27 protein-coding genes and 3 tRNA genes are annotated in these 25,686 nt (G+C 35.8%); 14 read left to right on the top strand and 16 right to left on the bottom strand.

The features are described 5' to 3' along the window. Positions 1 to 75: 75 nt before the first annotated feature. The 5 genes from GKP30_RS06990 to GKP30_RS07010 all read right to left on the bottom strand — a co-directional run bounded on the left by GKP30_RS06990 (position 76) and on the right by GKP30_RS07010 (position 3,927). On the bottom strand, positions 76 to 603 hold the full coding sequence (locus GKP30_RS06990; protein WP_216828699.1) for a hypothetical protein: 528 nt from the start codon (positions 601 to 603) through the stop codon (positions 76 to 78). A gap of 127 nt (positions 604 to 730) precedes the next feature. Continuing rightward, entirely contained in the window at positions 731 to 1,411 is a 681-nt protein-coding gene (locus tag GKP30_RS06995; protein ID WP_216828700.1) for a TVP38/TMEM64 family protein, read from the bottom strand. Positions 1,412 to 1,646: 235 nt separating this feature from the next. Continuing rightward, the gene (locus GKP30_RS23425; protein WP_216828701.1) at positions 1,647 to 3,092 is read right to left on the bottom strand and encodes a glycosyl hydrolase family 18 protein; all 1,446 of its coding nucleotides are present in this window, start codon (positions 3,090 to 3,092) and stop codon (positions 1,647 to 1,649) included. 431 nt (positions 3,093 to 3,523) lie between these two features. Then, a complete protein-coding gene (locus GKP30_RS07005) occupies positions 3,524 to 3,688 on the bottom strand; it encodes a hypothetical protein (protein WP_216828702.1) in 165 nt (54 codons plus the stop codon). An 80-nt stretch (positions 3,689 to 3,768) separates the two neighbouring features. Beyond that, positions 3,769 to 3,927 (bottom strand): hypothetical protein, encoded by a 159-nt coding sequence (locus GKP30_RS07010; RefSeq protein ID WP_216828703.1) that lies wholly within the window; start codon positions 3,925 to 3,927, stop codon positions 3,769 to 3,771. 208 nt (positions 3,928 to 4,135) lie between these two features. Here GKP30_RS07010 and GKP30_RS23730 point away from each other — a divergent pair, with 208 nt between their 5' ends. From GKP30_RS23730 to GKP30_RS07030, 5 genes are all read left to right on the top strand, one after another. Next, the gene (locus GKP30_RS23730; RefSeq protein ID WP_268884669.1) at positions 4,136 to 4,264 is read left to right on the top strand and encodes a hypothetical protein; all 129 of its coding nucleotides are present in this window, start codon (positions 4,136 to 4,138) and stop codon (positions 4,262 to 4,264) included. 132 nt (positions 4,265 to 4,396) lie between these two features. After that, a tRNA-Asn gene (locus GKP30_RS07015) sits at positions 4,397 to 4,471 on the top strand. Between the two features lie 396 nt (positions 4,472 to 4,867). Continuing rightward, on the top strand, positions 4,868 to 5,617 hold the full coding sequence (locus tag GKP30_RS07020; protein WP_236034939.1) for a potassium channel family protein: 750 nt from the start codon (positions 4,868 to 4,870) through the stop codon (positions 5,615 to 5,617). A 231-nt stretch (positions 5,618 to 5,848) separates the two neighbouring features. Continuing rightward, positions 5,849 to 5,923, top strand: a tRNA-Asn gene (locus GKP30_RS07025). Positions 5,924 to 5,926: 3 nt separating this feature from the next. Continuing rightward, a tRNA-OTHER gene (locus GKP30_RS07030) sits at positions 5,927 to 5,988 on the top strand. 235 nt (positions 5,989 to 6,223) lie between these two features. On the opposite strand, the gene GKP30_RS07035 is transcribed toward GKP30_RS07030, so the two are convergent. Next, on the bottom strand, positions 6,224 to 6,757 hold the full coding sequence (locus GKP30_RS07035; RefSeq protein WP_216828704.1) for a DUF4269 domain-containing protein: 534 nt from the start codon (positions 6,755 to 6,757) through the stop codon (positions 6,224 to 6,226). A 164-nt stretch (positions 6,758 to 6,921) separates the two neighbouring features. Between GKP30_RS07035 and GKP30_RS07040 the strand changes: the two genes are divergently transcribed. Next, positions 6,922 to 7,362, top strand: a complete 441-nt coding sequence (locus GKP30_RS07040) for a GNAT family N-acetyltransferase (protein WP_216828762.1) — start codon at positions 6,922 to 6,924, stop codon at positions 7,360 to 7,362. Positions 7,363 to 7,503: 141 nt separating this feature from the next. Here GKP30_RS07040 and GKP30_RS07045 read toward each other — a convergent pair whose 3' ends face one another. Next, positions 7,504 to 8,178: a helix-turn-helix domain-containing protein gene (locus GKP30_RS07045; RefSeq protein ID WP_216828705.1), complete on the bottom strand. Its 675-nt coding sequence runs from the start codon at positions 8,176 to 8,178 to the stop codon at positions 7,504 to 7,506. Between the two features lie 261 nt (positions 8,179 to 8,439). Here GKP30_RS07045 and GKP30_RS07050 point away from each other — a divergent pair, with 261 nt between their 5' ends. Continuing rightward, positions 8,440 to 9,639 carry an iron-containing alcohol dehydrogenase gene (locus GKP30_RS07050; protein WP_216828706.1) on the top strand — a complete coding sequence of 400 codons (1,200 nt, stop codon included), beginning with the start codon at positions 8,440 to 8,442 and terminating at the stop codon, positions 9,637 to 9,639. Positions 9,640 to 9,756: 117 nt separating this feature from the next. Next, a complete protein-coding gene (locus tag GKP30_RS07055) occupies positions 9,757 to 10,275 on the top strand; it encodes a hypothetical protein (RefSeq protein ID WP_216828707.1) in 519 nt (172 codons plus the stop codon). A 135-nt stretch (positions 10,276 to 10,410) separates the two neighbouring features. Here GKP30_RS07055 and GKP30_RS07060 read toward each other — a convergent pair whose 3' ends face one another. Next, positions 10,411 to 11,388 (bottom strand): ring-cleaving dioxygenase, encoded by a 978-nt coding sequence (locus tag GKP30_RS07060; RefSeq protein WP_216828708.1) that lies wholly within the window; start codon positions 11,386 to 11,388, stop codon positions 10,411 to 10,413. 392 nt (positions 11,389 to 11,780) lie between these two features. On the opposite strand from GKP30_RS07060, the gene GKP30_RS07065 reads away from it, so the two are divergent. After that, on the top strand, positions 11,781 to 13,481 hold the full coding sequence (locus GKP30_RS07065) for a DUF2207 domain-containing protein (RefSeq protein WP_216828709.1): 1,701 nt from the start codon (positions 11,781 to 11,783) through the stop codon (positions 13,479 to 13,481). A gap of 92 nt (positions 13,482 to 13,573) precedes the next feature. On the opposite strand, the gene GKP30_RS07070 is transcribed toward GKP30_RS07065, so the two are convergent. Together GKP30_RS07070 and GKP30_RS07075 are read right to left on the bottom strand one after the other, a co-directional pair. Then, a complete protein-coding gene (locus GKP30_RS07070; protein WP_216828710.1) occupies positions 13,574 to 14,716 on the bottom strand; it encodes an ABC transporter permease in 1,143 nt (380 codons plus the stop codon). A 13-nt stretch (positions 14,717 to 14,729) separates the two neighbouring features. Next, positions 14,730 to 15,638, bottom strand: coding sequence for an ABC transporter ATP-binding protein (locus GKP30_RS07075; protein WP_216828711.1), 909 nt, complete (start codon positions 15,636 to 15,638; stop codon positions 14,730 to 14,732). 230 nt (positions 15,639 to 15,868) lie between these two features. On the opposite strand from GKP30_RS07075, the gene htpX reads away from it, so the two are divergent. Further along, on the top strand, positions 15,869 to 16,783 hold the full coding sequence (htpX, locus tag GKP30_RS07080; protein ID WP_216828712.1) for a protease HtpX: 915 nt from the start codon (positions 15,869 to 15,871) through the stop codon (positions 16,781 to 16,783). A 494-nt stretch (positions 16,784 to 17,277) separates the two neighbouring features. Here htpX and GKP30_RS07085 read toward each other — a convergent pair whose 3' ends face one another. Next, a complete protein-coding gene (locus tag GKP30_RS07085; RefSeq protein WP_216828713.1) occupies positions 17,278 to 17,571 on the bottom strand; it encodes a Dabb family protein in 294 nt (97 codons plus the stop codon). Positions 17,572 to 17,796: 225 nt separating this feature from the next. Between GKP30_RS07085 and GKP30_RS07090 the strand changes: the two genes are divergently transcribed. Further along, on the top strand, positions 17,797 to 18,819 hold the full coding sequence (locus GKP30_RS07090; RefSeq protein ID WP_216828714.1) for an NADH:flavin oxidoreductase/NADH oxidase: 1,023 nt from the start codon (positions 17,797 to 17,799) through the stop codon (positions 18,817 to 18,819). Between the two features lie 64 nt (positions 18,820 to 18,883). Here the strand turns inward: GKP30_RS07090 and GKP30_RS07095 are convergent, their stop codons facing one another. Then, the gene (locus tag GKP30_RS07095; RefSeq protein ID WP_216828715.1) at positions 18,884 to 19,759 is read right to left on the bottom strand and encodes a Cof-type HAD-IIB family hydrolase; all 876 of its coding nucleotides are present in this window, start codon (positions 19,757 to 19,759) and stop codon (positions 18,884 to 18,886) included. Between the two features lie 154 nt (positions 19,760 to 19,913). Here GKP30_RS07095 and GKP30_RS07100 point away from each other — a divergent pair, with 154 nt between their 5' ends. Further along, positions 19,914 to 20,111: a hypothetical protein gene (locus GKP30_RS07100; RefSeq protein WP_216828716.1), complete on the top strand. Its 198-nt coding sequence runs from the start codon at positions 19,914 to 19,916 to the stop codon at positions 20,109 to 20,111. 115 nt (positions 20,112 to 20,226) lie between these two features. Here the strand turns inward: GKP30_RS07100 and GKP30_RS07105 are convergent, their stop codons facing one another. Then, on the bottom strand, positions 20,227 to 21,108 hold the full coding sequence (locus GKP30_RS07105; RefSeq protein ID WP_216828717.1) for a metal-dependent hydrolase: 882 nt from the start codon (positions 21,106 to 21,108) through the stop codon (positions 20,227 to 20,229). Positions 21,109 to 21,294: 186 nt separating this feature from the next. On the opposite strand from GKP30_RS07105, the gene GKP30_RS07110 reads away from it, so the two are divergent. Continuing rightward, positions 21,295 to 22,473, top strand: a complete 1,179-nt coding sequence (locus GKP30_RS07110; RefSeq protein WP_216828718.1) for a 7TM-DISM domain-containing protein — start codon at positions 21,295 to 21,297, stop codon at positions 22,471 to 22,473. 129 nt (positions 22,474 to 22,602) lie between these two features. Here the strand turns inward: GKP30_RS07110 and GKP30_RS07115 are convergent, their stop codons facing one another. Beyond that, complete coding sequence (locus tag GKP30_RS07115) at positions 22,603 to 22,941, bottom strand: toprim domain-containing protein (protein WP_216828719.1); 339 nt, start codon at positions 22,939 to 22,941, stop codon at positions 22,603 to 22,605. 217 nt (positions 22,942 to 23,158) lie between these two features. Continuing rightward, positions 23,159 to 23,386 carry a hypothetical protein gene (locus tag GKP30_RS07120; protein ID WP_216828720.1) on the bottom strand — a complete coding sequence of 76 codons (228 nt, stop codon included), beginning with the start codon at positions 23,384 to 23,386 and terminating at the stop codon, positions 23,159 to 23,161. 301 nt (positions 23,387 to 23,687) lie between these two features. On the opposite strand from GKP30_RS07120, the gene GKP30_RS07125 reads away from it, so the two are divergent. Further along, positions 23,688 to 23,888: a cold-shock protein gene (locus tag GKP30_RS07125; RefSeq protein WP_216828721.1), complete on the top strand. Its 201-nt coding sequence runs from the start codon at positions 23,688 to 23,690 to the stop codon at positions 23,886 to 23,888. A 104-nt stretch (positions 23,889 to 23,992) separates the two neighbouring features. Here GKP30_RS07125 and GKP30_RS07130 read toward each other — a convergent pair whose 3' ends face one another. Then, positions 23,993 to 25,531, bottom strand: a complete 1,539-nt coding sequence (locus GKP30_RS07130; protein ID WP_236034940.1) for a flotillin family protein — start codon at positions 25,529 to 25,531, stop codon at positions 23,993 to 23,995. Positions 25,532 to 25,686 lie beyond the last annotated feature (155 nt).

Consider the following 25,686-nt stretch of genomic DNA (forward strand, 5'->3'; position numbering starts at 1 on the left):
AACTCAAGAGGTGTTTTTCATCCTGCCCTAAAATGTATATACTGATCGTAATTTTGTTCATCACCCGGAATTCGGCTATACCAATAGTTTACTTTTAGCTTCAGTTGGAACAGTAAAGAACGCCATTAGGTCTTTTAAATGAAAGTAAAATGTATTATTAATCTTTGGCAAATTTAGTTCTATTTCGTTATGGCACACGTCAATAATCAGTATACGTCGATGATTATACTTGTTTAAATAACTTGTAAGACATTCTTTCATTTTTAATTGTTCTTCTTCGTCCTTTAAAGAAAGAATGAGGATGTCGGCGTTTTTCATAGTATCAAGTATTCTATTACTTGAATTACTTGTTGGAGCGTTCACTTTAATTGCATATTTTTGTCTGCACCCATTTCGATTAAACTGTGAAGATAAATACTGGCTAAGTTGGCAGTCACCAATTTGCAGGAGCGTCTTAGTTTTAAGATTATTAAATATACAGTTACCAATCGTAATAACTGCAGTTCCTAGTGAGTTCAATACGATTGGTAGAGCAATATGTTCATCTATTATTTTTGGATTACTGTTAATGTTATTATTTATGGATTGTTTTTTAAATTTCATTTTAACCCCTCGAACTTTTTAAAAGGCTCTTTTCTTAAAGAATGTTGTTTTTTGCTATTGAACCGTAACCAAGCGTAAGCTTGGTTCTTCACGCTTTAGCGTGAAGCTTTGTGAAAAAATGTTTCTATTAACTAGAAGCTGATTTGACTGACCAAATGCTTTTTTTCTTTTTGAAGTAAAACGAATAAATATTAATGGCAATAATGATAACGATAAGAACTGTACCAATAACATAATAATTCAGACCTAGTTTAACTAACCCCATAGGTAGGAGACCGAGCAGGAAGAAATAAATGAAATTCCCACAAGTTGTGGCGATGATAAATTGGCTTAGCTTTATCGAACTAACCCCAGCAACTACATTAACTAAACTGGTTGGCACAAAAGGAAAAACTCTACCGATAAAAACATATAATAACCCGTTTTCTTCGACCTTTTCTTTCATTTCATTATTAAATTTCTTTAGTAGACGATCTTGGAAAATGTAACGTACTCCGATAAAAATAATAACCGCCGCCAGGACGCTCGTCAGCCAGCTCCAAATGACGCCATAAAAAAAACCGAATAAAACCATATTAAAGCTAATTAATAAAATAAGCGGAATAATGGTAAAGGCATTTTGAACAATCATTAGAAATAATGTTACAAAAACAAGCGAAGCTGTATTTTCGTTTAAAAGTAATTGGATCCCTTCAAAATCAGCTTCCATGATTAAAGTAAAGATGTCCGTCCGTTGAAAAGTAACTAGTCCTACGGTTAATAAGGTAATAAAGATACCTAATCTAATCCAATAAAGAATGTAATTCACCACCCTTTTTTCATGTGTTTTATACAGTTCTCTTACTTAGCTATATATATTATGTTCATTATAATAATCTAGTGTTACAGTGTCTAAGCTTAATTTTTACAATAGAAAGTTTAACAGCTTAATATGAACACAATATGAACAAAAAATGTTTATCCTTCTCATGATTTTCAATAACATACCTTAACATTGCGACTGAAAAAAGGGCCTGTCTATTTAAATAGACAAACCCATATTGTTATTCCTGACGAAGTCCTTGTTGAACGGCCTTCCAAAAACTTTCGTCTTCTTGACCCATTCTCCAAGTAGAAACTCCGCCTAGATTATATTTATGAACTAGCTCAGTTTTTAACGCGATACTTTTTTCATTTTCGAACCAAACGGTATGTTTATGTCCATTTGCGTCAGTATAATTAAAAAATGGTGATTGTGCTTGATTGTCCCATTGTATTGTTGCATTTGTGGTATTAATTAAGTTCTTTACATTCCTCCACGTAATTGCTCTGTTATTAGCTGGTTGGTCTAAATTCCAATCATACGCATAGGCAGGTAACCCGATGAGAATCTTTTCTGAAGGAATTTCACTAGTTGCATATTTAAGGACATTTTCTACCCAATTTAATCCTGCGACTGGTCCTGGTGTGCCCCACGAACCGTGTTGGTCATAGGTCATTACTTGTACATAATCTGCAAGTTCACCGATGATACGATATTCAAATGTACCGCTCCATGCCCATGTTGGGAAATCCCCTGTTTTTGCAGGGACAGAAACGATAACTGGATAATTATACGCACGGAAGACAGTGACAAGCTCTCTAACAAATTCATTAAAATTTGCACGGTCTGAAGCATACATATTTTCAAAGTTTAAGTTAAGTCCATTGTAGCCTTTTGTTTGGACTAACTCTAACATATTTTGAACGGTAGTCGTTCTAATTGTTGAGTTTGAAAGAATAATATGAGTCATTGCTGGATCAAATTTATTTTGTATCGTTACATAAGGAACTACGCCATTCTCTTTAGCAAACACAACTGCTTCACTTGCCTCAAAACCTTCAATCGTCCCTTTAACTGTTACATCATACGAAGTGATAGCAATCGAATTTAAATAGGAGTGAAAACTAGTCAAAGAATTATATGAGTTCATGTCTGTATGCCAATATTTAGTATAATACCCAAGGTTCATCAATTCTTTTTTGATAGGGTCTTCTATTACAGGTTCGTCTTTAACAGGTTCGGTTGTTTTTGGTGCGGGTACTAATAAAACCTGTCCGACTAATAACACATCAGAAGTTAAACGATTAAGAGCTTTTATCGTTTCAACTGTTGTATCATACTGCCTCGATAAAATCCACAGTGTATCACCAGATTGCACAACATGATTAATGGTTGGAATTTGTTCATCAATCGGCACTGGTTCAGGAGTTGGCTCCTCTTCTATAGGCTCAGGTAAGGGTTGTGTTACGGGTTCTGATTGTTTACTGTTTCCTCTACCATTACCTCTCCCGTTATTGGTAGATTGGATTTGCACTTCTTCTGTCAATAAAATATCTGTAGCTTCTGTTGCTTCTACATTATTAGTGGACCTTTGATTGCCTTTACCGTTATTGGCTTCGGCTAATAACTGAAATGAGCTAAACGTTAATAAAATGATGATTAACATAGAGATGACTTTTCTTTTCATACGTTTGTTCCCCTTTAGTAATCTATAATTTATAAAACTATTATCTATTTGTTTTATCGGCAAACCTTTATAAAAAATTGAGTGAACTAAACTAGTAATTGTTGGTAGTGTTTTTACATCGTATTTTAGTAGATATTCTTAAACTTGTAGGAACTTCCTTCTCTTTTTGATGTATATAAGCCTTAAAAAGAGACTGACTAAAAATAACCCAATTTTAGTGAGCAGCTTAAATAAGGCTCTTAGTACCTGCGAGAGGAAAAAACTAGGAGAATGTGGTAACAAAAGAAGAGTTACGCACACATTAGAGGAAAAAATTAGGAAAATGTAGAAACTAATCTATGCAAATAAAAACAAAAAAATATCCTACTGATTAACAGCAAGACATTTTTTAGACTCTAAATTGTTTTAGCTTTTTATTAATTAGTCAATTTTTAGACGTCTCTTCCCTCTGCTCCAACGGAAGGCGGCTTTTTTCGATTTAAGTCTGTTGAATTAAAGTTTTCAGAAGCAGGTTTATTTTTAGCACCACCAGCTAGGTAGTGAGCTTCATGTTTTTTTTGTGCCTTATTGAATTTATCAAAATCTAGATTCACCATATTTTTACCTCCTTTTAAAGTTAAAGTGTTCATGATCATTTAGGTTCTTTTCTAGCTTACAAAAAAATCTATAAAATTAATTAATCAAAAATATCGTCCGCATGCTTAAACCTTATTTCTTCTGAATTTAATGGTCCTAAATTGTCACGATCTCTAATCTCTTCTTCACTAACATTTTCCCCTTCAACTATATCTTGATTATCTCTAAAGACAGTTTTTCTTTGTTTCTTAAGTGACATATTTACACTCCTGTCCTGTTTTAAGCTGCGCTAAGCTAAAAACTGTACTAATTACCTACACCTTTATTCTTTGCTATTTTAGCGATAATAACGTAAACATTTTTTGTAAATTCCATCAGTCATTTGTAATTGGTAAACAAACCCTCGTTTAGATCTTAAGGTTATTTATAAAATAATTAATGTTGAAAACGAAAAGGAGGTCATATTTGTGCAAAACAATAAAAAGGCTAATAAGGCAAATGCAACAAGTAAAACAAATGATGATAACCAAATGTATCCAGAATATAGCGACAGAGTAAAAAATATTAACAACAAAAATAACAGAAATTATCGTTAAATTTTCAAAAAGGGCTTTAACACCTCGTTCATAGTAACTAGAGGTGTTTTTAACTTCTTATTCCTTTGATGAATAATACAGGGAATTTGGCTTACACTATAGTTTGAAAATGAAGCGCTAACTACTTTTTAGTCCACAGTAGCTCAGTGGTAGAGCAATCGGCTGTTAACCGATCGGTCGTAGGTTCGAGTCCTACCTGTGGAGCCAATGGAGAGGTACGATGAACGTCGTATGGTTTATTGGGGGTTCAAATCCCCCCTTCTCCGCCGCATATTATACATAAAATTTTTATTGTCTTAGCTCTGTAAACGTTGATGCTAATGCTGGTCCGATTGTGTGTGAAATGTAAGTTTCAAACTCTTCTTCCGTACATTGAAAGGTAGAAAAATCAACGAGTATTAACAATGCTTTAACAATAATTATCTTTAATCTATAAGCCTATAGCTGAGGTGTTATAGGCTTTTTTGCTGCACTATTTTTAACTTGTGTTGTATTTTCTTTTGGAAACAAATGTTTTTATGTATCAGCTTGAGTCAGAGCTTGGAGCAAATGGAGCGATAATATTAATAAAGGTCTTCACTAGAATGAAAAGGGTTGATAGTATTGAATAAGGTAATGGTTAATCCAGTACAAACTAAATCTAAACTTTTAGTTTCTTACGAAGTAACAATGGCTGTATTAGCTCTTATTTCGGTATTGACACTTTGGAGAAATCAAGGATTTTTTTTTTACTTAGATTTCATAGTATGGATGCTATTTGTATTAGATGTTTCTTTACGATTTATAGTCAGTAAAGATAAATGGGGTTATATTAAAAAAAATCCATTGGATATTATAGCTATTATTCCGTTTAATTCTATTTTTCGGTTAGCAAGATTAGTTAGATTATTTAGAGTAATACGAAGCATTTCCATCTTAAATCATTATTTAAAGCCTTTTTATGAGATCTTAAGAACAAACAATTTAGATAAAGTTCTAATTGGTTTATTTGTACTCATTTTTGTTTCTTCCATTCCTATCCAAATCCTAGAGCCTAATATTGAAACTTATATCGATGCTATATGGTGGGCGGTCGTAACTGCGACAACGGTTGGATACGGTGATATTTCACCTCAAACGGTTGTAGGACGGTTAATTGCAGTTGTTCTTATGTTATTTGGTATCGGATTATTAGGTTTGGTAACAAGTTCAGTCGCTACTTATTTCTTAAAAAGTGAAGAGAAAAATACCCCGCCAACAATTAATCATGTAAAAAGTGAACTAGGCCGAATTGAAGAATTATCCGACATAGAAATTAAACGGATACAAACCATACTAGAAACGTACAAAAAGGGAAGCCTAGGGATAAGGTAATTTCAAAACATTTTATTTTAAAGTTTGTTATTTATTTCCTACCGATAGTTAATCAATCATAGCTTGGTTGTCTACAATTTATCGTTTTTTGGAGTACTTACACCTCGGCGATAGTTGTTGAGGTGTTTTGTTTTTTAAAATTGATACATAAAATAGGATTAATTACCAATACTATCATTAGGTGCAACTAGGGATCATTTTATAGGATTTAAGCGATACCTGCTGTCATATTCCACAGTAGCTCAGTGGTAGAGCAATCGGCTGTTAACCGATCGGTCGTAGGTTCGAGTCCTACCTGTGGAGCCAAATGGAGAAGTACGAGTTGAATATCGTCGAGATGGATGGGGGTTCGAATCCCTCCTTCTCCACCAATAGTTTTTTTCAATTAAATCGTCCTATTTATAGTCTAAAACCTTTAGTTTTAGACTTATTAATGTTTATCAAGTAAGTCTAATGAGTGGTTGTCAGCTGATTATGTTTGATATAAGAGGAGATGGTCGGAGTGATTAAAGCTCTGAGCCAATGACAATGACACAGCTCGTTTATGATGTAAAGCGTGTGCTAGATATGCATTGCTCGTTTTAGAAAAAACGTAGGGGTCCGAGTTTAAATAATCCCTTTATTCTTCCCGTATTCTAATAGCAACAAATATGGGTCTTCCCCTTCTAAACCTAGCACCTTACAAAAGGCAGGTTCCGTTTTGTACCCTTGTTTTTTTAGTGTGATAATGGGCTGTTTTAGTTCTGGGTGTTCTTTTAATATATAATGTTCAATTATCATATGTAGGTAAGCATTTTGCTCTTGGACTGGCTGGGCTTGGCCAAATAATTCAAATTCATAGTCTTTACATTTAAAATTGGCTTTTATAATTGGCTGGTTCCTAATCTCATATTGACTTATTTTAAACTCCTGCATACATCCGTATAAAGTGATTGCCAGCTCTTGAAAGCGAGTGAAGTCGTGAACTTCAAATATAATATCTAAATCGGAGGCTTCAATATCAATTTCAATAGGGACCGTACCACATAGAACAGGCTTATAATCAGCTAAATCTTTCATAATACGTAAATGTGTTATCGCGTTATACGCTCTTTGTTGTCTTTCGTTGCCGCGCTTTAAATAATCAATCTTTGTGAACATTTTCTTCCCATCTCTCCTCTTCTTTTTAGACTGTGCTTAAGCATGTTGTTGAAAATCAACATTCAACATTAACAGAGCTTAAATTTTAACATAATCTCCCAAGAAAATGATATGATGTCAATAATTAAACCTAACTGAAGATGGAGGCTAGAAGTATGAGTGAAATGAATTCAATTCAAATTAAAGAATTAACAACTGAAACGGAATGGATCGAAGCTTTTCCCATTATGAGTCAATTACGCTCTCATCTTGATCAAAATACATATGTGGAATTAGTTAGTGAAGCAGCTGATAAGGAAAACTATAAACTAGCGGGCCTTTATGAAGAGGATGAAATGTTAGCGGTGATCGGCTTTATGCCGATGATCACTTTATACTACGGTCGTTTCCTTTGGGTTTGTGACTTAGTAACAGACCAGAGTAAACGTTCTAAAGGGTACGGTGAACAACTTCTTGCGTATGTTGAAAAGTGGGCAAAAAACAATGGCTTTGAAAGTGTCGCATTATCCTCTGGGTTACAACGGGTGGACGCTCACCGTTTTTATGAAGATAAGATGGATTATCACAAAGTTAGTTATGTGTTTAAAAAGAATGTTATAGATTAACAGGAAGTCTAACGTTCTTCCGCTTTTCAATGGTAGATGGAAAGGAGCGCGGCTGTGTTTTGCATCGCTCCTTTTGTCTATATGTTAAGATTTTCTAGTTGAAAAATACTCTCTCTGACTCAATATTCATATTTTACTTGTTTACTGTTCCATCATACCGCTTAAAAAAAGAACTAAAAACTGAAGTTCATCATCATTTAATTTTTCCAAGGTGTTCATAAATTGTTGGATGAACTTAACCATTTCTGGACTAATTCCATCACTGGCAGACTCGATGATCATTCCAGTCACCGCCCCTACAAATGTAGCTAGCTGAATTACTGGTGTTTTTGAAACATGCAGCATATTAATAGTTAGATTCTTGACTGTCTCTCCTTGCCGATGTAAGTAAACGAGAAGAACGCCAATAAAATATGCACAAAACTCAACTTTCCTATCTACTTTTGACAACATTTGCAGTAAACGATCTATTGGGTTGTGGTTTTCTCTTAAATCTGTGATGAAATGAAGAACATCTTCCTGTAGTTGCTGCCATTCTGCTTCGCTAGTAATATTGTGTCTTACTTGCTTAAAGAGGTTTTGGGACTTCTCTGTTGGTACAAAAACAACTAAAGATCTACCTGTTTCATTTTGATTAACTGTATACTTTCGTTCAAGAAATTCATGTTTTTCTAGTTCTTTTAAAACATCATATGCTGTCCATTTACTAACCCCGATGACCTTAGCGATATCCGAATAATGAATGGGTTCATTTGTTTGAGAATACATTTGCACAATTTGTTCGAGAAATTGTTTGCGGCGATTTGTGAGATTCATGCCATGACCTCCGAGTTAATAGAACCTATAAAGCTTCTATGTATAACGATGAGCCCTTATTTAAGATATTTCATCGTACTAATATTTTCACAGGGATATCATTTTATAGCAACCCTAACAATATAATATTACTAATATTTTCAATAATTTCTTGACATTTCCTAGATTTATCCATTATATAGTTAATTATACTGTCTTTTTTGGTCTTTTGGGTTAATGTATATAGAGTATATAGAGTCTTAATAAAAGTGAGGTCATCGTATGTACCGGATATATTGTCGAGCTTATCAACAAACGTTTAAGATAATTACTCGCTTTCTGCCCTGGCGTCAACCACAGCTGTTAGAAGGAGAAAATAGTCTAAATAAACTACCAAAACTAATCAAGAATAAAGAGCTTGATAGAATACTAATTGTCACAGATCAAGGAATTTCATCAATCGGTTTAATAGATAATTTATTGGTTGGTTTAAAGGATTATGGTGTGAGCTACGTCGTTTATGATGAAACTGTCCCGAATCCGACAATTGAAAACATTGAGGCTGCTCTTGAAATCTACCATGCGAATAGTTGTAAAGGAATTATTGCTTTTGGCGGCGGATCTCCAATGGACTGCGCAAAAGGTGTCGGTGCTCGTATTGCTAGACCAGAAAAAAGTCTAGAACAGATGAAAGGTGCTTTAAAGGTAAAAACAGACACTCCTCCCCTATTTGCTATTCCGACTACAGCTGGGACTGGAAGTGAGGCTACGGTTGCGGCCGTTATTTCCAACAGTAAAACACATGAAAAGTATGCGATCAATGATACCGTTCTCATACCTGATGTTGCCGTTCTTGATCCGTTACTCACAGTCAAGCTTCCTCCCCATATCACGTCGACAACAGGTATGGATGCTTTAACACATGCAGTTGAAGCGTACATTGGACGAGCAAATACACCTGAAACCATAAAATGTAGTAAAGATGCAGTAAAGTTGATTTTTGAAAATCTATATAAAGCTTACTCTAATGGTGAGAATTTAACGGCAAGAAGTAATATGCAAAAGGCATCTTATTTAGCAGGGGTTGCGTTCACGCGTGCCTATGTTGGTTATGTGCATGCGATTGCTCATACATTAGGTGGTTTTTATTCAGTTCCTCATGGATTAGCAAATGCCATTATATTACCATATGTACTAGAATATTATGGAAAAGCAGTGCACAAACCATTGGCTGAATTAGCCGATTTAATCAATATTACGGAGACTAAGGATAGTGATAAACAAAAAGCAAATAAATTTATCGAAGCGGTAAAGCAGCTTAACGAGGACATGAACATTCCGAAAAAAGTAAGTGGGATCAAGAATAGTGATATTCCAATAATGGTTGAAAGGTCATTTAAAGAAGCAAATCCACTTTATCCTGTCCCAAAAATTCTTTTAAAAGAAGACTTATTTCAGCTTTATCAGTTGATTCAAGAATAGACAGAATCAAGACCGTATGTTTCAATATACGGTCTATTTTGGTCAGTAAAAAAATTTTAGAATAATATTGCGATTACCAATATATTACTATTAAATATAAATTAGGAGGTGAAAATGGTGAATAAAAAGAGACTTATTTTTATTCCAATCTTCGGAATTATCATCATTACTTATATAATAGTTTTTATACCAAACTTTAAATTGGCTAATGTTATAGATGATAGAGAAATTAGAGAACAATTGAATTATGGTAATTATAAAATTGTATTCAGTGAAAGTAAGGAGTATATCTTTGGTGAAATATACAAAAAAAGCATTTCTGGATGGAAAATGACTCACTCTTCAAGTCCAGCAGTAAATGATCGACATCATACAATTAAAGAGCATATTTTTCGTATCTCTAATATTAGTAGTATAAGTATTGATGAACAATCATATTTATACGGTTATGTTAATCCCAATAAAGTTGAGTCGATACGTTTCCAAACAGAGGATCTTGATTATCGATTAAAAATAAAAGATTACTTTTGGTACTTACCAGTTAAAGAAAACGATTTAGCGTTTAACAATTATCAATTAAGCGTAATTTTAGACAATGGAGAGGAAGTATACTACCCATTTGATGAAATTGAATAGTTTTCGTACTCCAACTCTATCTTGGTTTTTTATAGAGTAAGAAAAAAAAGGATATAGAATAGTGGAGTCTATATCCTTAAAATGTTTTAATTAGCGAAAAGATTAAAGGTTTGTCAGCTTACGCGAACAACATTCTTACTCTTTTACAAATTCCTTAGTGCTCCGAATGGTATCGATTGGACGAACATATTTTTCGATTTCATCACGCTTTGGTTCAAGAAATGGCGGTAAAGATAGTTTTTCACCGAGCGTTTCATATGGCTCATCACCCATAAATCCTGGTCCATCTGTTGCAAATTCAAATAAAATTTGCGGGGCAACTCTTGAATATAAAGATCCGAAGAAGTAGCGATCGACGAAACCTGATGTTTGAAAGCCAAAACTACGAAGGCGTTGATCCCACTCTTCTAAAACTGTACGATCTTCAACTCGGAATGCTGCATGATGAACCGTTCCAAACCCTTGTCTTGCTTGAGGAAGGACTGCATTATGTTCTACAATAACTTGTGCCCCATTTCCCCCTTCACCTACTTCAAATAAATGGACCGAGCCTTCTTGGTCGACTTTTTTAAACAAGAGGACCTTTTCTAGCATCTCTTTAAAAAACTCAAAATTTGCAACGCGCACAAAAAGCGGACCTAATCCAGTAATCGCATTCTCTAGTGGAATCGGGCCTTTTTGCCAAGGTGTGCCTGAAGCTACTCCTTCATTGTACCCATCAGATATTAACTGATACTGTTGATCATCAAAATCAACAAATGATAATGTCTTTTTACCAAATTGCTCTTTAACTCCTGTATGTTGTACGTCTAAACGATCAAATCGTTTAACCCAATAATTTAATGCAGCATCTGTCGGAACTCGAAATGACGTTTTGTAAATCTCATTCGTCCCATGAGACCCTTTTGGTATGCCAGGAAAATCAAAGAACGTCATGTCTGTACCAGCTGTTCCTTTATCATCAGCGAAAAATAAATGATACGTCTGAATATCGTCTTGATTGACAGTTTTTTTAACTAAACGCATGCCTAATACATACGTAAAAAATTCATAATTCTTCTCAGCACTACTCGTAATCGCTGTGACGTGGTGTAAGCCTTTTAACTCATTCATAGTTAGACCCCCAATATGTTTAAAAATAAAGATTTATACTTTTTGATAACATAACTATACTAGCATCGACTACTCCTTTATTATTCAGAATTAAAACGTATTGTTATTTATCTTGATTTAAATTATCCTTAATTCGAGATAAATTTATCATACATCCTCTCTATATGTCAATATAAACATACTATCCCCTGTAATCAGGCAGTTCCTTTAAATAAGTCGTCACCTTTTTCGATCACGACCCTTCCAAACTTAATCGTTTATTAATTGTCAAATTCAAGATTGACGGTCCATTAGCTGTGAGCAACAATTTTTTAGAAAAAAAGCCAAGTGAAAGAAAAATGAAACTCTTTCCCTTCTAAGGCGTATTACATAAAGAAAGAAGGTGAAAAAAATTGAAAAAGCTCTATCTAACTTTGGTAATGTTCATTACTCTCCTAATCTTTTTCCCTATCCAAAGTTTTGCCGTTGAATTTTCCATTACTAATGTAAAAATTGATGCGCATCTTAAAAATAATGGGAATGTTAATGTCGAAGAAACTTTCACATATGACTTTGAGGGTGATTTTAATGGGATTAGTAGATTGCTTATTTCTAAGAACGGTTCTCTGATTACGGATTTCACAGCATCTGAAAAAGGAGTTCCCCTTATCGTTGAAGAAGCAGGAGAATACTACAACATTCACCGTAAAGGGTCGGATGAAACGGTGATAGTGAAAATTAACTATACGATTATAAATGGTGTTGAGGTCTATGAAGATTACGCACAGTTTTACTGGCCGTTTTTTAGTAGAGAAAATGAAGCGAACTACGACAACTTTACAATTACTGTTTATCCGCCGCAAACAACACGAGATGTTATTGCATTTGGGTATGATGAAGCTTTTACAAAAGAAACGATCAAACAGAACGGAACTGTTGTTTTCAACTTTGGAAAGGTTCTAAGAAAAACGAATGGTGATATCCGTGTAGGTTATGAAGCTGGCTTGTTTGATGAAGCTCCCCTAATCACAGGACAAATCAGAGAAGAACTAATAGATGAACACGAAAGCTTAATAATAGGAGCAGAATCAAGATTAAAAACCAGAGAAGCGCTCACTACAATTGCACGAATTGCTCTTCCTGCTTACGCATTCATCTTATTATTTTTAATTGTAAAAAGTGCCCTTAAAGTAAGAACTAAACAGTCGGTAATTATCCGTGAAACAAAGCTTTCAAAAGCTGTACCTATACAAGTTATGAGTCTACCAGCGACGATTTTATTTACAAATTATAATCATTTCTCCCCTCAAGTCATGGCAGCTGCGTTGCTAGATTTGGTGCGGCAAGGGTATGTAAAAAAGAAAACAGATGATCACTTCCAGGTTGTCGATCGTGAGGGTACTTTACACCACGAAAGACTCCTGATCAATTGGTTGTTTTATACAATTGGAAGAGATGGTCATTTTCATTTTTCACATTTAAAAAAGTATACAAAAAACGAAAAAAATCATAGTCGATATCATACAGATCAAACGAACTGGCAGAAAGCGGTCAAAGAAGAAATCCAAGCTCATGCTCTCTTTGAAAATAGTAAGAATTATCGAATATGGGTCGGGTTTTCAAGCCTCATCTTGTTTCCATTTCTAATTCTTTTTCCAGTCTTTGATCTAGTGTTAGCTTTTATCGTGACCCTGTCTTTATTTTCGGGTACAATACTGTATGCCCTCGCCTATCGTCCGAAATCGTACGAAGGGGAAAAAATCACGTATGAATGGAAACAATTTAGAGAGCAATATAAACACCTTACCCAGACAGATTGGGAAAGGTGGTCTGAAGACGAGCGAATGCGTGCTTATATTTACGGGCTAGGTATTCATGTAAAAACGTTACGTAAGAAAAATGAAGAATTAATTAAGGCATTTAGATCACCAATTCTCACCAATAACTATAGTTATACTGTCGACGTAGCATCCATGGCCTATATGGGCCCGATCGCCTTTTCTAATTTTAAAGCTGCTTCCTCTACAACGAGCGTAAGCTCTAGCTCAAGTAGTGGAACGACAAGCACAGGCAGTGGTGCTGGTGGTGGCGGTGGTGGATCAGGTGCGTTTTAATCCATTTGTTTTGTAGTTGCTCAATATAAAAGCTCATTCAAAAGGTTAAGTGCCTAGTGAATGAGCTTTTTTAAGTGTTTAGTGACAAGTGATTAACTTTTAGCCCCTTTTAAAAATCGGTTGTAGTTTTTCCCGGCGAATAGTAACCCAATACCAGCCACTCCTAATAATATAAGGATGGAAATATATATATCGCCTACACCTGCTTCTCTTAACATGATATCTTGGAAACCACTCTGGGCCCAATATTGTGGGACAAACAATGCCATTGTCTGCATAAAGTTTGGCATTAGCTCGAGTGGTACCCATAGTCCCCCTAGCATCGCTCCACCTAGTGCCAATACTTGTGTGACAATAATTCCAAAGTTTTCTGTGCTAGCAAATAATGAGATTGCAAGACCAATACCTGTTGTCGTCAATGTTAAAGCAAAAGAAAGCACTGCGATTGCTAATAAATTCCCGAGGTATAAATCGTATACGAAGTACCCAAACCCAAGAAGAGCCCAAATTTGGATAAAGACAATAATGATGAACGCAATCCATTTTCCAAGTAAATACTCATATTTATTCATCGGCGTGGTTGCTAAGCGGGCTAGCATTCCGTGATCCCTATCCTTCAAAAATGAATTAACCATTGTAATAATAATAAAAAATGAAAACATAACCGCATACCCAGGAACGATTTGTGTAATTGCATTGACTCCGTCAGACTGTTGCTCCTGTGCCTGGATGATGAACGGTGGCTCTAACAGCGCAGCCCTCTCATATTCATTCGTCACATGGTCAACTAATACTTGTTCAAATTTGTTTTGTTGGAATGAATATGAGATGTTTTCAACTAAGTTTTGTACTGGATTTACAACATCCTGCTTCAAAGAATCAAAGTGAAACTCTATTGGGTTTGGTTTACCTGCATACATACGTTCTTCAAATCCTTGCGGGATATAAAGGAGCGCTGTAATATTACCACTCCTAATTTCTTCGATCGCCTGTTCTAAATGCGTTTCTTCATGAAGCTCAAACACCTCTGCTTCATCAACTATAGTAAGTAGTTGCTCAGACATTTCTGTTCGATCTTCGTCTATGTAATGAACATTAAATGTGAGACTGTCAATATTTCCGAAAATAAATGAAAATAAGACGATAAAAAGAATAGGCATACCGAGTAACCAAAAAAAGAAGCTTTTATCTTTTAATTGTTTCTTAAATTCCATTTTTACAATATTAAATATCATAAGAATTCTCCTCTCAATCCCTTAAAGACGAACCTGTTAGAGATAAGAAGATATCCTCTAAGCTTGGTCTCGTAATTTCAAGCCGCTCAATTTGTACATCTTTTGTTAAAAATAAGTCAGCGATTTGCTCTAATTTTTGAAGAGGTTCTGGTGTGTCAATCTTGTAGCCGTCCTTTACCTTAATGACTGATCCAAAAGCATTTAAATCATCTTTTTCTACGCCGATACCTTGGACAAAGATTGAGGGCTTTGAATATTTCACTAACAATTCTCGTATCGAACCACTTTCAACAATTTCACCTTGGTCAATCAAGGCGATATCATCACATAAGCTTTCCACTTCCTCCATGTAATGACTAGAATACATAACCGTTTTTCCATTATTTTTTAATTCGTTAATGATATCAAAGATATGATTTCTCGACTGCGGGTCTACTCCGACCGTTGGCTCATCCATAATGATGATATCTGGTTCATGAAGCAAAGCACATGCTATATTTAAGCGGCGTTTCATTCCACCAGAGTAAGAGGACACAGCATCTTTTTTTCTGTCCAATAGCCCGACCTTTTGAAGCACTTCATCGATGCGATCTTTGAGTGCCTTTCCCTTCAGTCCATAGATACGACCGAAAAAAGCTAGGTTATCAAGCCCTGTTAGTTTTTCTTCTAGAACAAGGTCTTGGGGAACATAACCGATTTTTCTCTTAATCTCGCTATTACCACTTTCTAGCAACTTTCCAGAAACAGACACATTTCCTTTATAGTCCCCAAGTATATTACATAAAATTTTCATTAACGTTGACTTACCAGCACCGTTAGGCCCAATCAAACCAAAACATACCCCTTCATTAATATGTAAATTAATATTTTTTAATGCAGCTCGCTCTTTGTACATCTTATTTACATCCGTAAATTGGATCATAACTTACCTCCTCGATAAGACTATCTGCCTACTACTACGATTATATATGAAATTGGTTTCACTATTTATATTAAATTAGAAGATTTTATTATTTTATATTACAGTAACTATAAGATTGTGTTTACAAAAGATTAACCTATTAATTTTATGGGAATATCCTCAAATAACTTCTATATTTTTTCGATAAAGTGTTAAAATATTTAAGGATACTTTAAATATGGAGGCGTATAATGGGGAAACGAATATTGTTCTTTCTTTTAACAAACATTTTAGTTATGACAACGATTATCATCGTCTGGTCAATCATTACAAGGTATACTGATATTGGTGGTTCATTTGAAACAGGAGCCCCAGGACTAGGAATTGACTTCGTTGGGTTAGCAGTCTTTAGTTTAGTGGTTGGTTTCTCTGGATCATTTATCTCTCTAGCAATGTCACGTTGGATGGCTAAAAAAATGATGAACGTGAAAGTGCTTGACCCAAATGGTTCACTTTCACCTCAAGAGCGTAGCGTGGCTGAAAAGGTTCATCGCCTTTCACGTGCAGCAGGCCTTACTCACATGCCAGAGGTTGGGATTTATAATTCCCCAGAGGTTAATGCATTCGCAACAGGACCTTCAAAGAAGCGCTCACTTGTTGCAGTTTCTTCTGGCTTATTAAATGTAATGGATGATGATGCTGTTGAGGGTGTTATTGCCCATGAAGTAGCACACGTAGCCAATGGTGATATGGTGACGATGACGTTACTGCAAGGTGTTGTAAATACTTTTGTTGTCTTTTTTGCAAGAATCGCAGCGATACTTGTATCGCGATTAGTACGCTCTGAAATGCAAGCTGTTGTTAGATTCGCTGCAATCATTATTTTTCAAATTTTATTCTCAATTCTTGGAAGCATTGTCGTAATGGCATTCTCGCGTTATCGTGAGTACCACGCTGATCGTGGCGGCGCTGACTTAGCAGGTCGTGATAAAATGGCACATGCTCTTCGTTCCTTAAAAGCATATGTCAACCGTGCTAACATTAATGACCGCACGGACGACTCGGCAATTCAAACGATGAAAATTAGTGGGAAAGGTGGCGTTATGAGCCTCTTCTCCTCTCACCCTGACTTAGACGAAAGAATTAAACGACTGGAACAACGTTAATAAATGCTTATAGGAGCAACTGTCCCTTTGTGGGGCAGTTGTTTTTTGGTTGGTGCTGTTTCTATTTTATGTTTTAAAGACAGTTTTTTCCCTTATCCTGGGAAAAAACTGTTCTATCCTCTGATTTAGGCTGGCAATTTACCATATCCTAGGAAAAGTGTGCACCAACTATTGAATTAGAGCAGGGATTTCCCTAATGCTGAAAACAGTGTGCACCAACTTTTAATTTAGAGCAGGGATCTTCCTGTTCCTGGTAAAATAGTTTCCTTTATTTCTATTTAGAACAGGCATTTACCTTATACTGGTAAATTAGTGGACTATCGAATGATTTTGTACGCAAAACCTATTCAGAATCGCTTAAAAAGGGTCTTATATCCAAATTTCTAAATAACTTTACACTTCACTTTTAAAATTCTTCCCCTCAACATTCTGCTTTTACACATTCTTAGTAAAAAGAAAAGAAACCCAGATTGGGTTTCTTTTCAATGTTGAACTTATAGTTCGAAGTCTACGCCAATGCTATCGACTCTTCCTACTTCTTTTATGAAAGCAGCTACTGCTTGGTGTTCAGGGTCTGTAACATAGGCATCTAATGCTGCTTGGTCTTCAAAGCGTACCATTAATACAACTTGGTACTCTTTATTTCTTTCAAGAATGTTTAGACCTGCTTGGAGGTCGACAATTCCTGTTAAATGATTTTTAAGTGCTTTAAAACGGTCCACTACTTCTTGTAATTGTTCAGGTGTTGTCGTGTCTGCAAATTTAACTAAAACTGTACGTTGGATCATCATTATTCCTCTTTTCTTTCAAGCAATTTATGTACAAAAATAATCTTATCTAACAAACTGCAAGAATGCAATTCTAATGTCCGTTGTTTTCTAAACTAACGAAACTCACCGTTTGGTAGTTTTGTATCCTTTTTCAGAAAATTGAAGCGCTCCTACTCGACCAACACAAAAAATTTCGATACTATTAAATTATGATTTAAAAATAAAAAAACTGGAGTGATATTTGTGTCAAAACTTTTTGAGTCTTTTACATACAAGGATTTAGAGTTAAAAAATCGTGTCGTTATGCCTCCGATGTGTCAATATTCAGCGGCGAATAAAGATGGAGTCCCAACTGACTGGCACTTTGTTCACTATACAAGCCGGGCAATTGGCGGAACTGGATTTATCATTATTGAAATGACGAATGTAGAAGCACGTGGTCGCATTTCTGATTACTGTTTAGGGATTTGGAGTGATGATCACATTCCTGCTTTTAAGCGAATTATTGATGAATGTCACAAATACGGTGCTAAGGTTGGAATTCAAATTGGTCATGCTGGCCGTAAAGCACAGGATGCTCCTGATTTAGTTTCTTGTTCACCGATTGCATTTAATGATCAATTTAAAACACCTCATGAATTAACAACTGAAGAAGCCGAACAAATGGTTATTGCATTTCGCGATGGTGTTGAACGCGCAATCAAAGCTGGTGTCGATACTGTTGAACTTCATGGCGCTCACGGATATCTTATTCACCAGTTCGCTTCAGAATTTACGAACAAAAGAACTGATAAATATGGTCAAGATAAGTTTTTATTTGGGGAAGAAGTGATCCTTGCTGCAAAAAGTGTCATGCCAGAAAACATGCCACTCGTCATGAGAATATCAGCTGTTGAATATGTTGATGGGGGATATGATTTAGATTACAGCTCTGAAATGGCAAAGCGCTTTAAAGCAGCTGGTGTAGATATTTTCCATATTACATCTGGTGGTGAAGGTCCTATAGGATCTACTGGAAGACCTGGTGTGCACCCTGGTTATCAAGTACCTTTAGCTACTAGAATTAAACAAGAGACTGGTGCTCCTGTTATTGCAGTTGGAAGACTTGACGACCCGATGCTAGGTGAAGCAGTTCTTGGGAATGACCAGGCTGACCTCATTGCAGTTGGTCGAGGTATGTTAAAGAACCCTTATTGGGCAAATGATGCGGCCCTTCAATTGGAGAAAAAGGCTCTTACACCAGTTCAATATGAGAGGGCTTATTAATTTTAACGATGCTAAAAACCAGCTACTAGTATGTGTCTCGTAGCTGGTTTTTTAATATTATGCGCTATTTACCCTCAATAAGTGTTTCTAAATATACAGCAACACCGTCTTCATCGTTTGTTTTTGTTACAAAATCACTATTTTCTTTTAAAATTGGTGCTGCATTTTCCATAGCGACAGCATAACCCGCAACGGCAAACATGGATAAATCGTTGTAGCTGTCTCCCATTACAATCGTATCTTTCATATCAATATTTTGATGCGCAGCAAGCTTCATTAAAGCAAGTCCTTTAGTAGCCTGTTCGTTGTTAATTTCTATATTATTAGGATGTGATGAGGTGATCGTCACTCCGTTTATTTCTGAAAATTTATCATTAGCAGCTTGTAACATTTTTTTGTTTAATGAAAAAATAAGCACCTTATAAATGTTTTGCTCCTCTTGTAACCAAATGCTTGAAATGTCATCAATGTAAGTAACAGCTGCTTGTTGAAATTGTTTTTGAATGATTTTTACTAAATCACTGGACTCTTCTTTTCCTTGGCGAGAATCCGCTTTTTCAAAAAGTTTTGTTACAATCGACTCGAGGTGTTCCAGATTATGGAGGCCTGCATATACTGCATCATCTGTATAAACTTCACAATATAAATCAAATTGTTCAAGTACCCAATCAAGCGCGGGTGTTAATTTGTGTTTTTCTAACGGTTGGCTTCCGAGGAGTGTTTTATCGTGCAGTGTAATAGCTGCACCATTTAAACTTATTATCGGACATTCAAGATTAGCTGCATCTAATTGACGACGCACATCCTTGTACGCTCGACCTGTTGCAATAGTTACAAGATGTTCTTGCGCTTGGAGATGTTTAATGACCGTTTGATTTCGTTTGCTAATTTGCCCGTCTGAATTTAATAACGTACCGTCCATATCTAGTGCTATAATCATTACTTTTTCCTCCACACTGTTTCATCTATATTAAAATAAAAAATCGTCTTTAGGAAAGTCTTCTTCAACAGTATTTCTTATTTAATACTTTTATAAAAATACTATATATTGGTAATACTAAATAAGGAATTGTAGGCTTATTAGGAGGACTTGAATGAAAAATTACTTAGCTCTTGCCTTTCTTATTATATTGATGATCAACTGTATTCGTTATTTTACATACATCTTTGAACAAACTGCATCAAATTATGATTATGTAATGTTTACATTTAACATCATCGCATTTGCTTACCTTGTGACGGTATTACTATTTAAAAATAAGAAGGATACTGATCAAAGCACTACTGAATAGCGCTATAACAACTAGCACAGCGTAATTTAGACAAAAGTAAAGGTCTATTCTTCTAAATACAAACCTCCTCTTCAAAGTATAAACCTTGAGAGGAGGTTTCGTTTTTTCTATGATATTACTCTTTAATTACATCTTCTTTATAAATATATTCATATAGGAACGGAACACCCATTCGGAAGAACCTCGGATCATAAATTCCAAGCTTTTCGTCGTCATCAACGACAACAACAAAAGGTGACCACTGATAAAGTGTCTTAGCTCTTGGATTTTCACTAAACAGTAAATCTAAGTTTGTCTCATCTTGAGATGTTATGTGATCGACTAATTCTAGTCCACCCCAAACGGTTCCTTGTAACACTTCCACTTCAAGGCCATTCTTTCCTGCAATTTTAAAATGACCTGGAATAAAACGAGCGCTTAACGCTTGTTCTTCGTACTGATCAACTGTTGATTGATAAAGGATATAACCTTGTACCGATTGGACAACCACATGAGCGATAATGAACAACCAGACGATCTTATAAACCTTATGTGGGGTTGCTTTCTTAATCTTTACAACTAGAAAACCTGTTAACATGATAAGCCAAATGACAATATCGACAATTGGTATCGTACCAAGACCGAGTCTTGCATCGGAGAACGGTTCGAAATAACCTGTGCCCCACGCATTTAAAATATCACTCGTATTATGGATAAACACGGCAAGCGCAGCAATGTAAAAAATTCGCCTATCCTTCGTCTTCCAAATGAGAAAGCATACAAGCCAAATGAGTAATGCCCAAACAGGAACTAAAAAAATCGAGTGTGTAATTCCTCTGTGCCACATTTGGTACATTCCTTCTGTATCCCAGAGTTGTGATATAACATCAATATCAGGAATCATACTGCCAGCAACCGCTGCTACAAATACAGATTTTTTTACCTCTTTAGGCATGTAATCTTTATTGGTTGCACCGTATATCGTCAACCCAAATAACGCATGAGTAACTGAATCCATTGATAATCTCCCTTGTTATTGCATCTTTTTTCATATCTTTCCCTATTTTAGTATAAGCACCATATGAAGACAATGAATAGTAATTCTTCTCTACCTGATTTAAAATAAAAAAATAAGCAATCACTCTTTTGAATGAAACCATAGTAAAAATCGTCTTCATATAATTGTAATTATCGGAGGAACATTATGAATTTAAAATCGGCCATCATTTTATTATTTTTTACCATTACCCATTCTGTCTTCTTTACTTATACGGTCTACAGCCAAGAAGAGACAGATAATAAATCATTAATTAGGATGGAACAAGGTTGGGAGTATCAATGGGTTGAGTCTGTTGAAAAGGATGTCGGAATCCCTCAGAATGGTTGGTTACCTACTGAAAATGTTAAAGAACTCGACGAACCACGTAACGATAGCGAGATCCTTTACTTACGAAATTCAATCCCTCCTGGAAACTGGAATGATCCCACTATTTTTATATCTTTTATGTATGGAACATTTGAGGTGTACCAAGGAGACAAGCTGATTTATGAATATGGGGACATCCCCGAATTGGAAACCGTTACGTATAAAGGCTATAACCGCCGACACTTTATCGAGTTGGATCCAATGGACTCATCAGACCAAATCACGATTCGTTCATTTTCAAACGGCAATCTGATTGGGGTAGCTGGTGCGGTATCTGCAGGTTCACACTCTTCGTATTTGACAAAAATGCTTCAGGACGATTTCGATAAAATCGTCATTGGTTCGATCCAGCTTTTTATTGGGTTAGTGGCGATTATCTATTTTGTTGTTAACCGTTTTCAATGGCTTTACTTGGCTTTTGCTGCTGCAACCTTTTGCTCGGCGCTATATTCATTTAGCATTACAGGCTCTAAACAATTTATCGTCGATGCCCCGTTCTTATGGATATATGTATTCCAGATTGCTGTCTTTTTCAGGTCAGCCTTTGACTTACTAATCATTGATAAACTGTTCGGACCAGGCTATAAAAATTGGGTTCGTCGCCTATGGCAAATTCACCTCGCTTTAGCTGTGGTCGCTTTTACATTATCAATTGTCAATCCTGATTACTTTACGTTAACCAAAGGAATATTTGAGAAGTTGTCTGGCTTTGAGGTCCTCCTTATTCTAGGGATTGTCATCCGAGTGTTTATAAGAAGTATAGATGCAAAAATCTATGCAGTAGGCTTCTTGTTCATGGCTGGTTTTATGATCCGAGATCTCCTCGTCTTCACAGGGGTCATTTATTTAAAAGAGTTTTATTTACTAGGTCATATCGGACAATTTATCCTCGTCCTAGCGATTGGAATTATTTTAGTTAGACAGCGCCGAGAAGATCAGAATCGGTTAAAATATTGATAAATGAGAAAAGACCTGTTTGTGCGTTAACCACATAACAGGTCTTTGACTTATATTGTTTTAATTGAGGAAATTTGGCTGCTTCAGCAAAAAGGTTATTATTAATGTAAAAACCTAAAACTTATCAAGCTAGTTACCATAGAATGCGTCTTTCACATGAAAATATTCTCCTAACACCTCGACCAAAAATGGAAAAGGAGTCGTTTCAACTTGTCCGTAATCTTTATCTGTGTATAAATGAGTGGCATTCGGTAGTTCTCGCTTTAACTGTCTCCGTAATTTGTCTCCAGAGTCATCAGCATCTACAAGGATATAAACGTCAAGATCTTCAACAGGTAATATCAATGTCTCAAGTTTTTCTTCACTCAATGTTCCGTGTGTACAGATGATTTCGACAGGCTCATCGAGAACCTTCTGTACCCGTTTACGGTCATTTTTCCCTTCAACAATCAAGACTTTTTCGTTCATTTAGATCATCCTCTAAAACAATGATTATTCATTATATTCCAGTAACCTTGTCTTTAGTATAATATATGTGAACACGTACATACATCATTTTCGGCACTAGTATATGATGATTTCTAAGGGCTGTTAATTGTAAACTTTGTTGCTATTGGACCGTTATTAAAGAAACGAGCCAAAAAATAAACGTTATTAGCGCTAAAAAAAGACCTAATCATGTTGATTAGATCCTTTTCTTTATATCTTCACGAATGGTTTCAATCATTGCATCAGATAAATTAGCTGGCAGTGTTGTATCACTTGCAAATAACCAGGAATTAATTAATTCTAAGTCAGATTTGTTGAACGTAACACTGTAATCATTTTCGTTATAAGAAAATTCTGCTGTTACTGCAGGGTCACCTTCAAAATCGTCATCGATGATCATGTGCTTCATTTCATATGGTTCCACTTGTCGTTCCTCCTGTTTCGTCGGTTATCTATAGAGTTTACTTTTTATTAATGTTTATACAATATGAGGAGGAAGAGCAAATATTACTTGATCCTATTTCCTCTATTTTCCTGAAAGCTAAAATAAATTTTTTAAAAGTATTTTGTTTTTACTCATAAATGTGTTATACTAAACTCAATTATTGTTGTTCGGAATATGATGAATGAAAGTACAAATACCACATGAGTAATTTTGGCTTGAATGAGTATGACGGCAAGGATAGTAATATTTTTGTGCAAGATAGCACTAGGAGGAAACACACATGAACACAGGTACAGTAAAATGGTTTAACGCAGAAAAAGGTTTTGGATTTATCGAAGTTGAAGGTGGAGACGACGTATTCGTACACTTCTCAGCGATCCAAGGTGAAGGTTTCAAAACTTTAGAAGAAGGTCAAACAGTTACTTTCGAAGTAGAGCAAGGTCAACGTGGACCTCAAGCTACTAACGTTAACAAAGCGTAATTAGCTAAAAAAGACAAAGTTCCTCCCCTCGTGGGAGGAACTTTTTTTAATTGGGCATTCGACCAACTTGGATAAGTTGGTCGAATGCCCATGGATTGATCAGACTACTCTTCCTTGCTCGTTTCATCTGATGACAGTTCAGTTACAGCCGTTTCCGATTCTTTATTTGTATTAGCAGTTGCTTGAGAAGATTCGGTGCGAACAACAGTATGCGTATTTCCTCTGTTTACGAGGTCAGTTAATAATTTTGAAATATCGAGACCTGTTAATTCTTTCAGTGGCTCTTGAACTTGAGCCATCGTATTGGTGATGCTCTTGCTGTAGGAAGAAACACCATTCCCGTTTCCTGTATCAATAATTTTAACAGACTCAATATTGGACAATGGTTTAGAGATCGATTCAGCAAATTGAGGTAACATCTCGATTAATTTTTCAACGATAATAACTTCACCGTGTTTCGCAATCGCTTCTGCTAGTAGACGTTTTGCCTCTGCTTCTGCTTCCCCGCGTTTACGGATAACTTCCGCTTCTGCAAGACCTTCTTCTCGTTTTATTCGAGCCTTTGTTTCCCCTTCAATACGCGCTCTTTCTGCATCTGCTTCTGCTTTTTTCGTAGTTTCATAGAAATCGGCATCTGCTTTTGCTTTACGGACCTTAGCTTCCTCTTCCTCTAGTTTAACAGCACGTTCACGCTCAAGATGTTGGATCCGAAGCTCCTCTTCTCTCTTGCGGGCGTGTAGTTGTAACTCTTCTTCTTGTACTTCTTTATCTAGTTTTGCTTTTTCTAGCTGGTAGGACTGTTCGGACTTTGCTCTTGCTCTTTCAGTTTCTTCTTTGATAGCAGCATCCTTTAAATCTTTAGCTTTCTGTGCGGCGGAAATTTCAATTTGCCGTTGAAATTCTTGCTCTTTCGCTTCTTTATCATTGTTCGCTTTATGAATACGTGCTTCCTTATCGCTATCTGACTCTGCAATTTCAGCACGTTTACGAACTTCAGCGATCCTAGGACGACCTAAGTTTTCTAAGTATCCATTTTCAGGGTCTGCATCTCGTAAGTCTTGTAATCCTAATGAAGTAATTTTGAAACCCATATCGTCTAACTGTTTTTGAGCTACTTTTGTGACTTCATCATTAAATTTTTCGCGGTCTTCGTTAATTTCTTCTACAGTCATTTTGGATAAAATCGCACGTAAATTAGCATTCAAGACCTCCGAGATTTCATCGCCAATTTCATTTTGTTTTTTACCGAGAAACTGTTCAGCATAAATAGCAATTCCTCTTAACGTATCAGCCACTTTTACCATCGCCACAGCATCAGCCACAATTGGGACACCGCCGCATGTATAGACTCTTGGCGTAGTAAGCTTTAATTGAAATGAAGTTAAATCAACTGGGGTTGCCGTTTGGTGCATCTTTAATAGATGTCCGCCACCACGGATGATCTTCATCGAGCGTCCTTCATTATCGGTAAAAATATTCGTTTCTTTATTCGGATCACCTAATCTTGGTCCAGCAATAATTAAAGCTTCATTAGACCTAGCCGTTTTATAACGAAACTTCATCCAAAACCACCAAATGACCCCGGCAATTGCAGCTAGAATTAAAATTGGAATCAAGAATGAAAGAAATACTACAAGTGTCATGTTCCATCGCCTCCGTAAGATGAATTGAAAACAATCAAATAAGGACAAGTGATAGATATTTCCTCACATGTTCTAAGACCGCCTGCACTAATACGTATGCTAGCTAGTTTTCTCTATGCACAACTTTTTCCTTATTGATGTTCTTATCTGGTAAT

The sequence above is a fragment of the Alkalihalobacterium elongatum genome (assembly GCF_019024285.1).
In the GTDB taxonomy this organism is placed as follows: Bacteria; Bacillota; Bacilli; order Bacillales; family Bacillaceae_F; genus Alkalihalobacterium; species Alkalihalobacterium elongatum.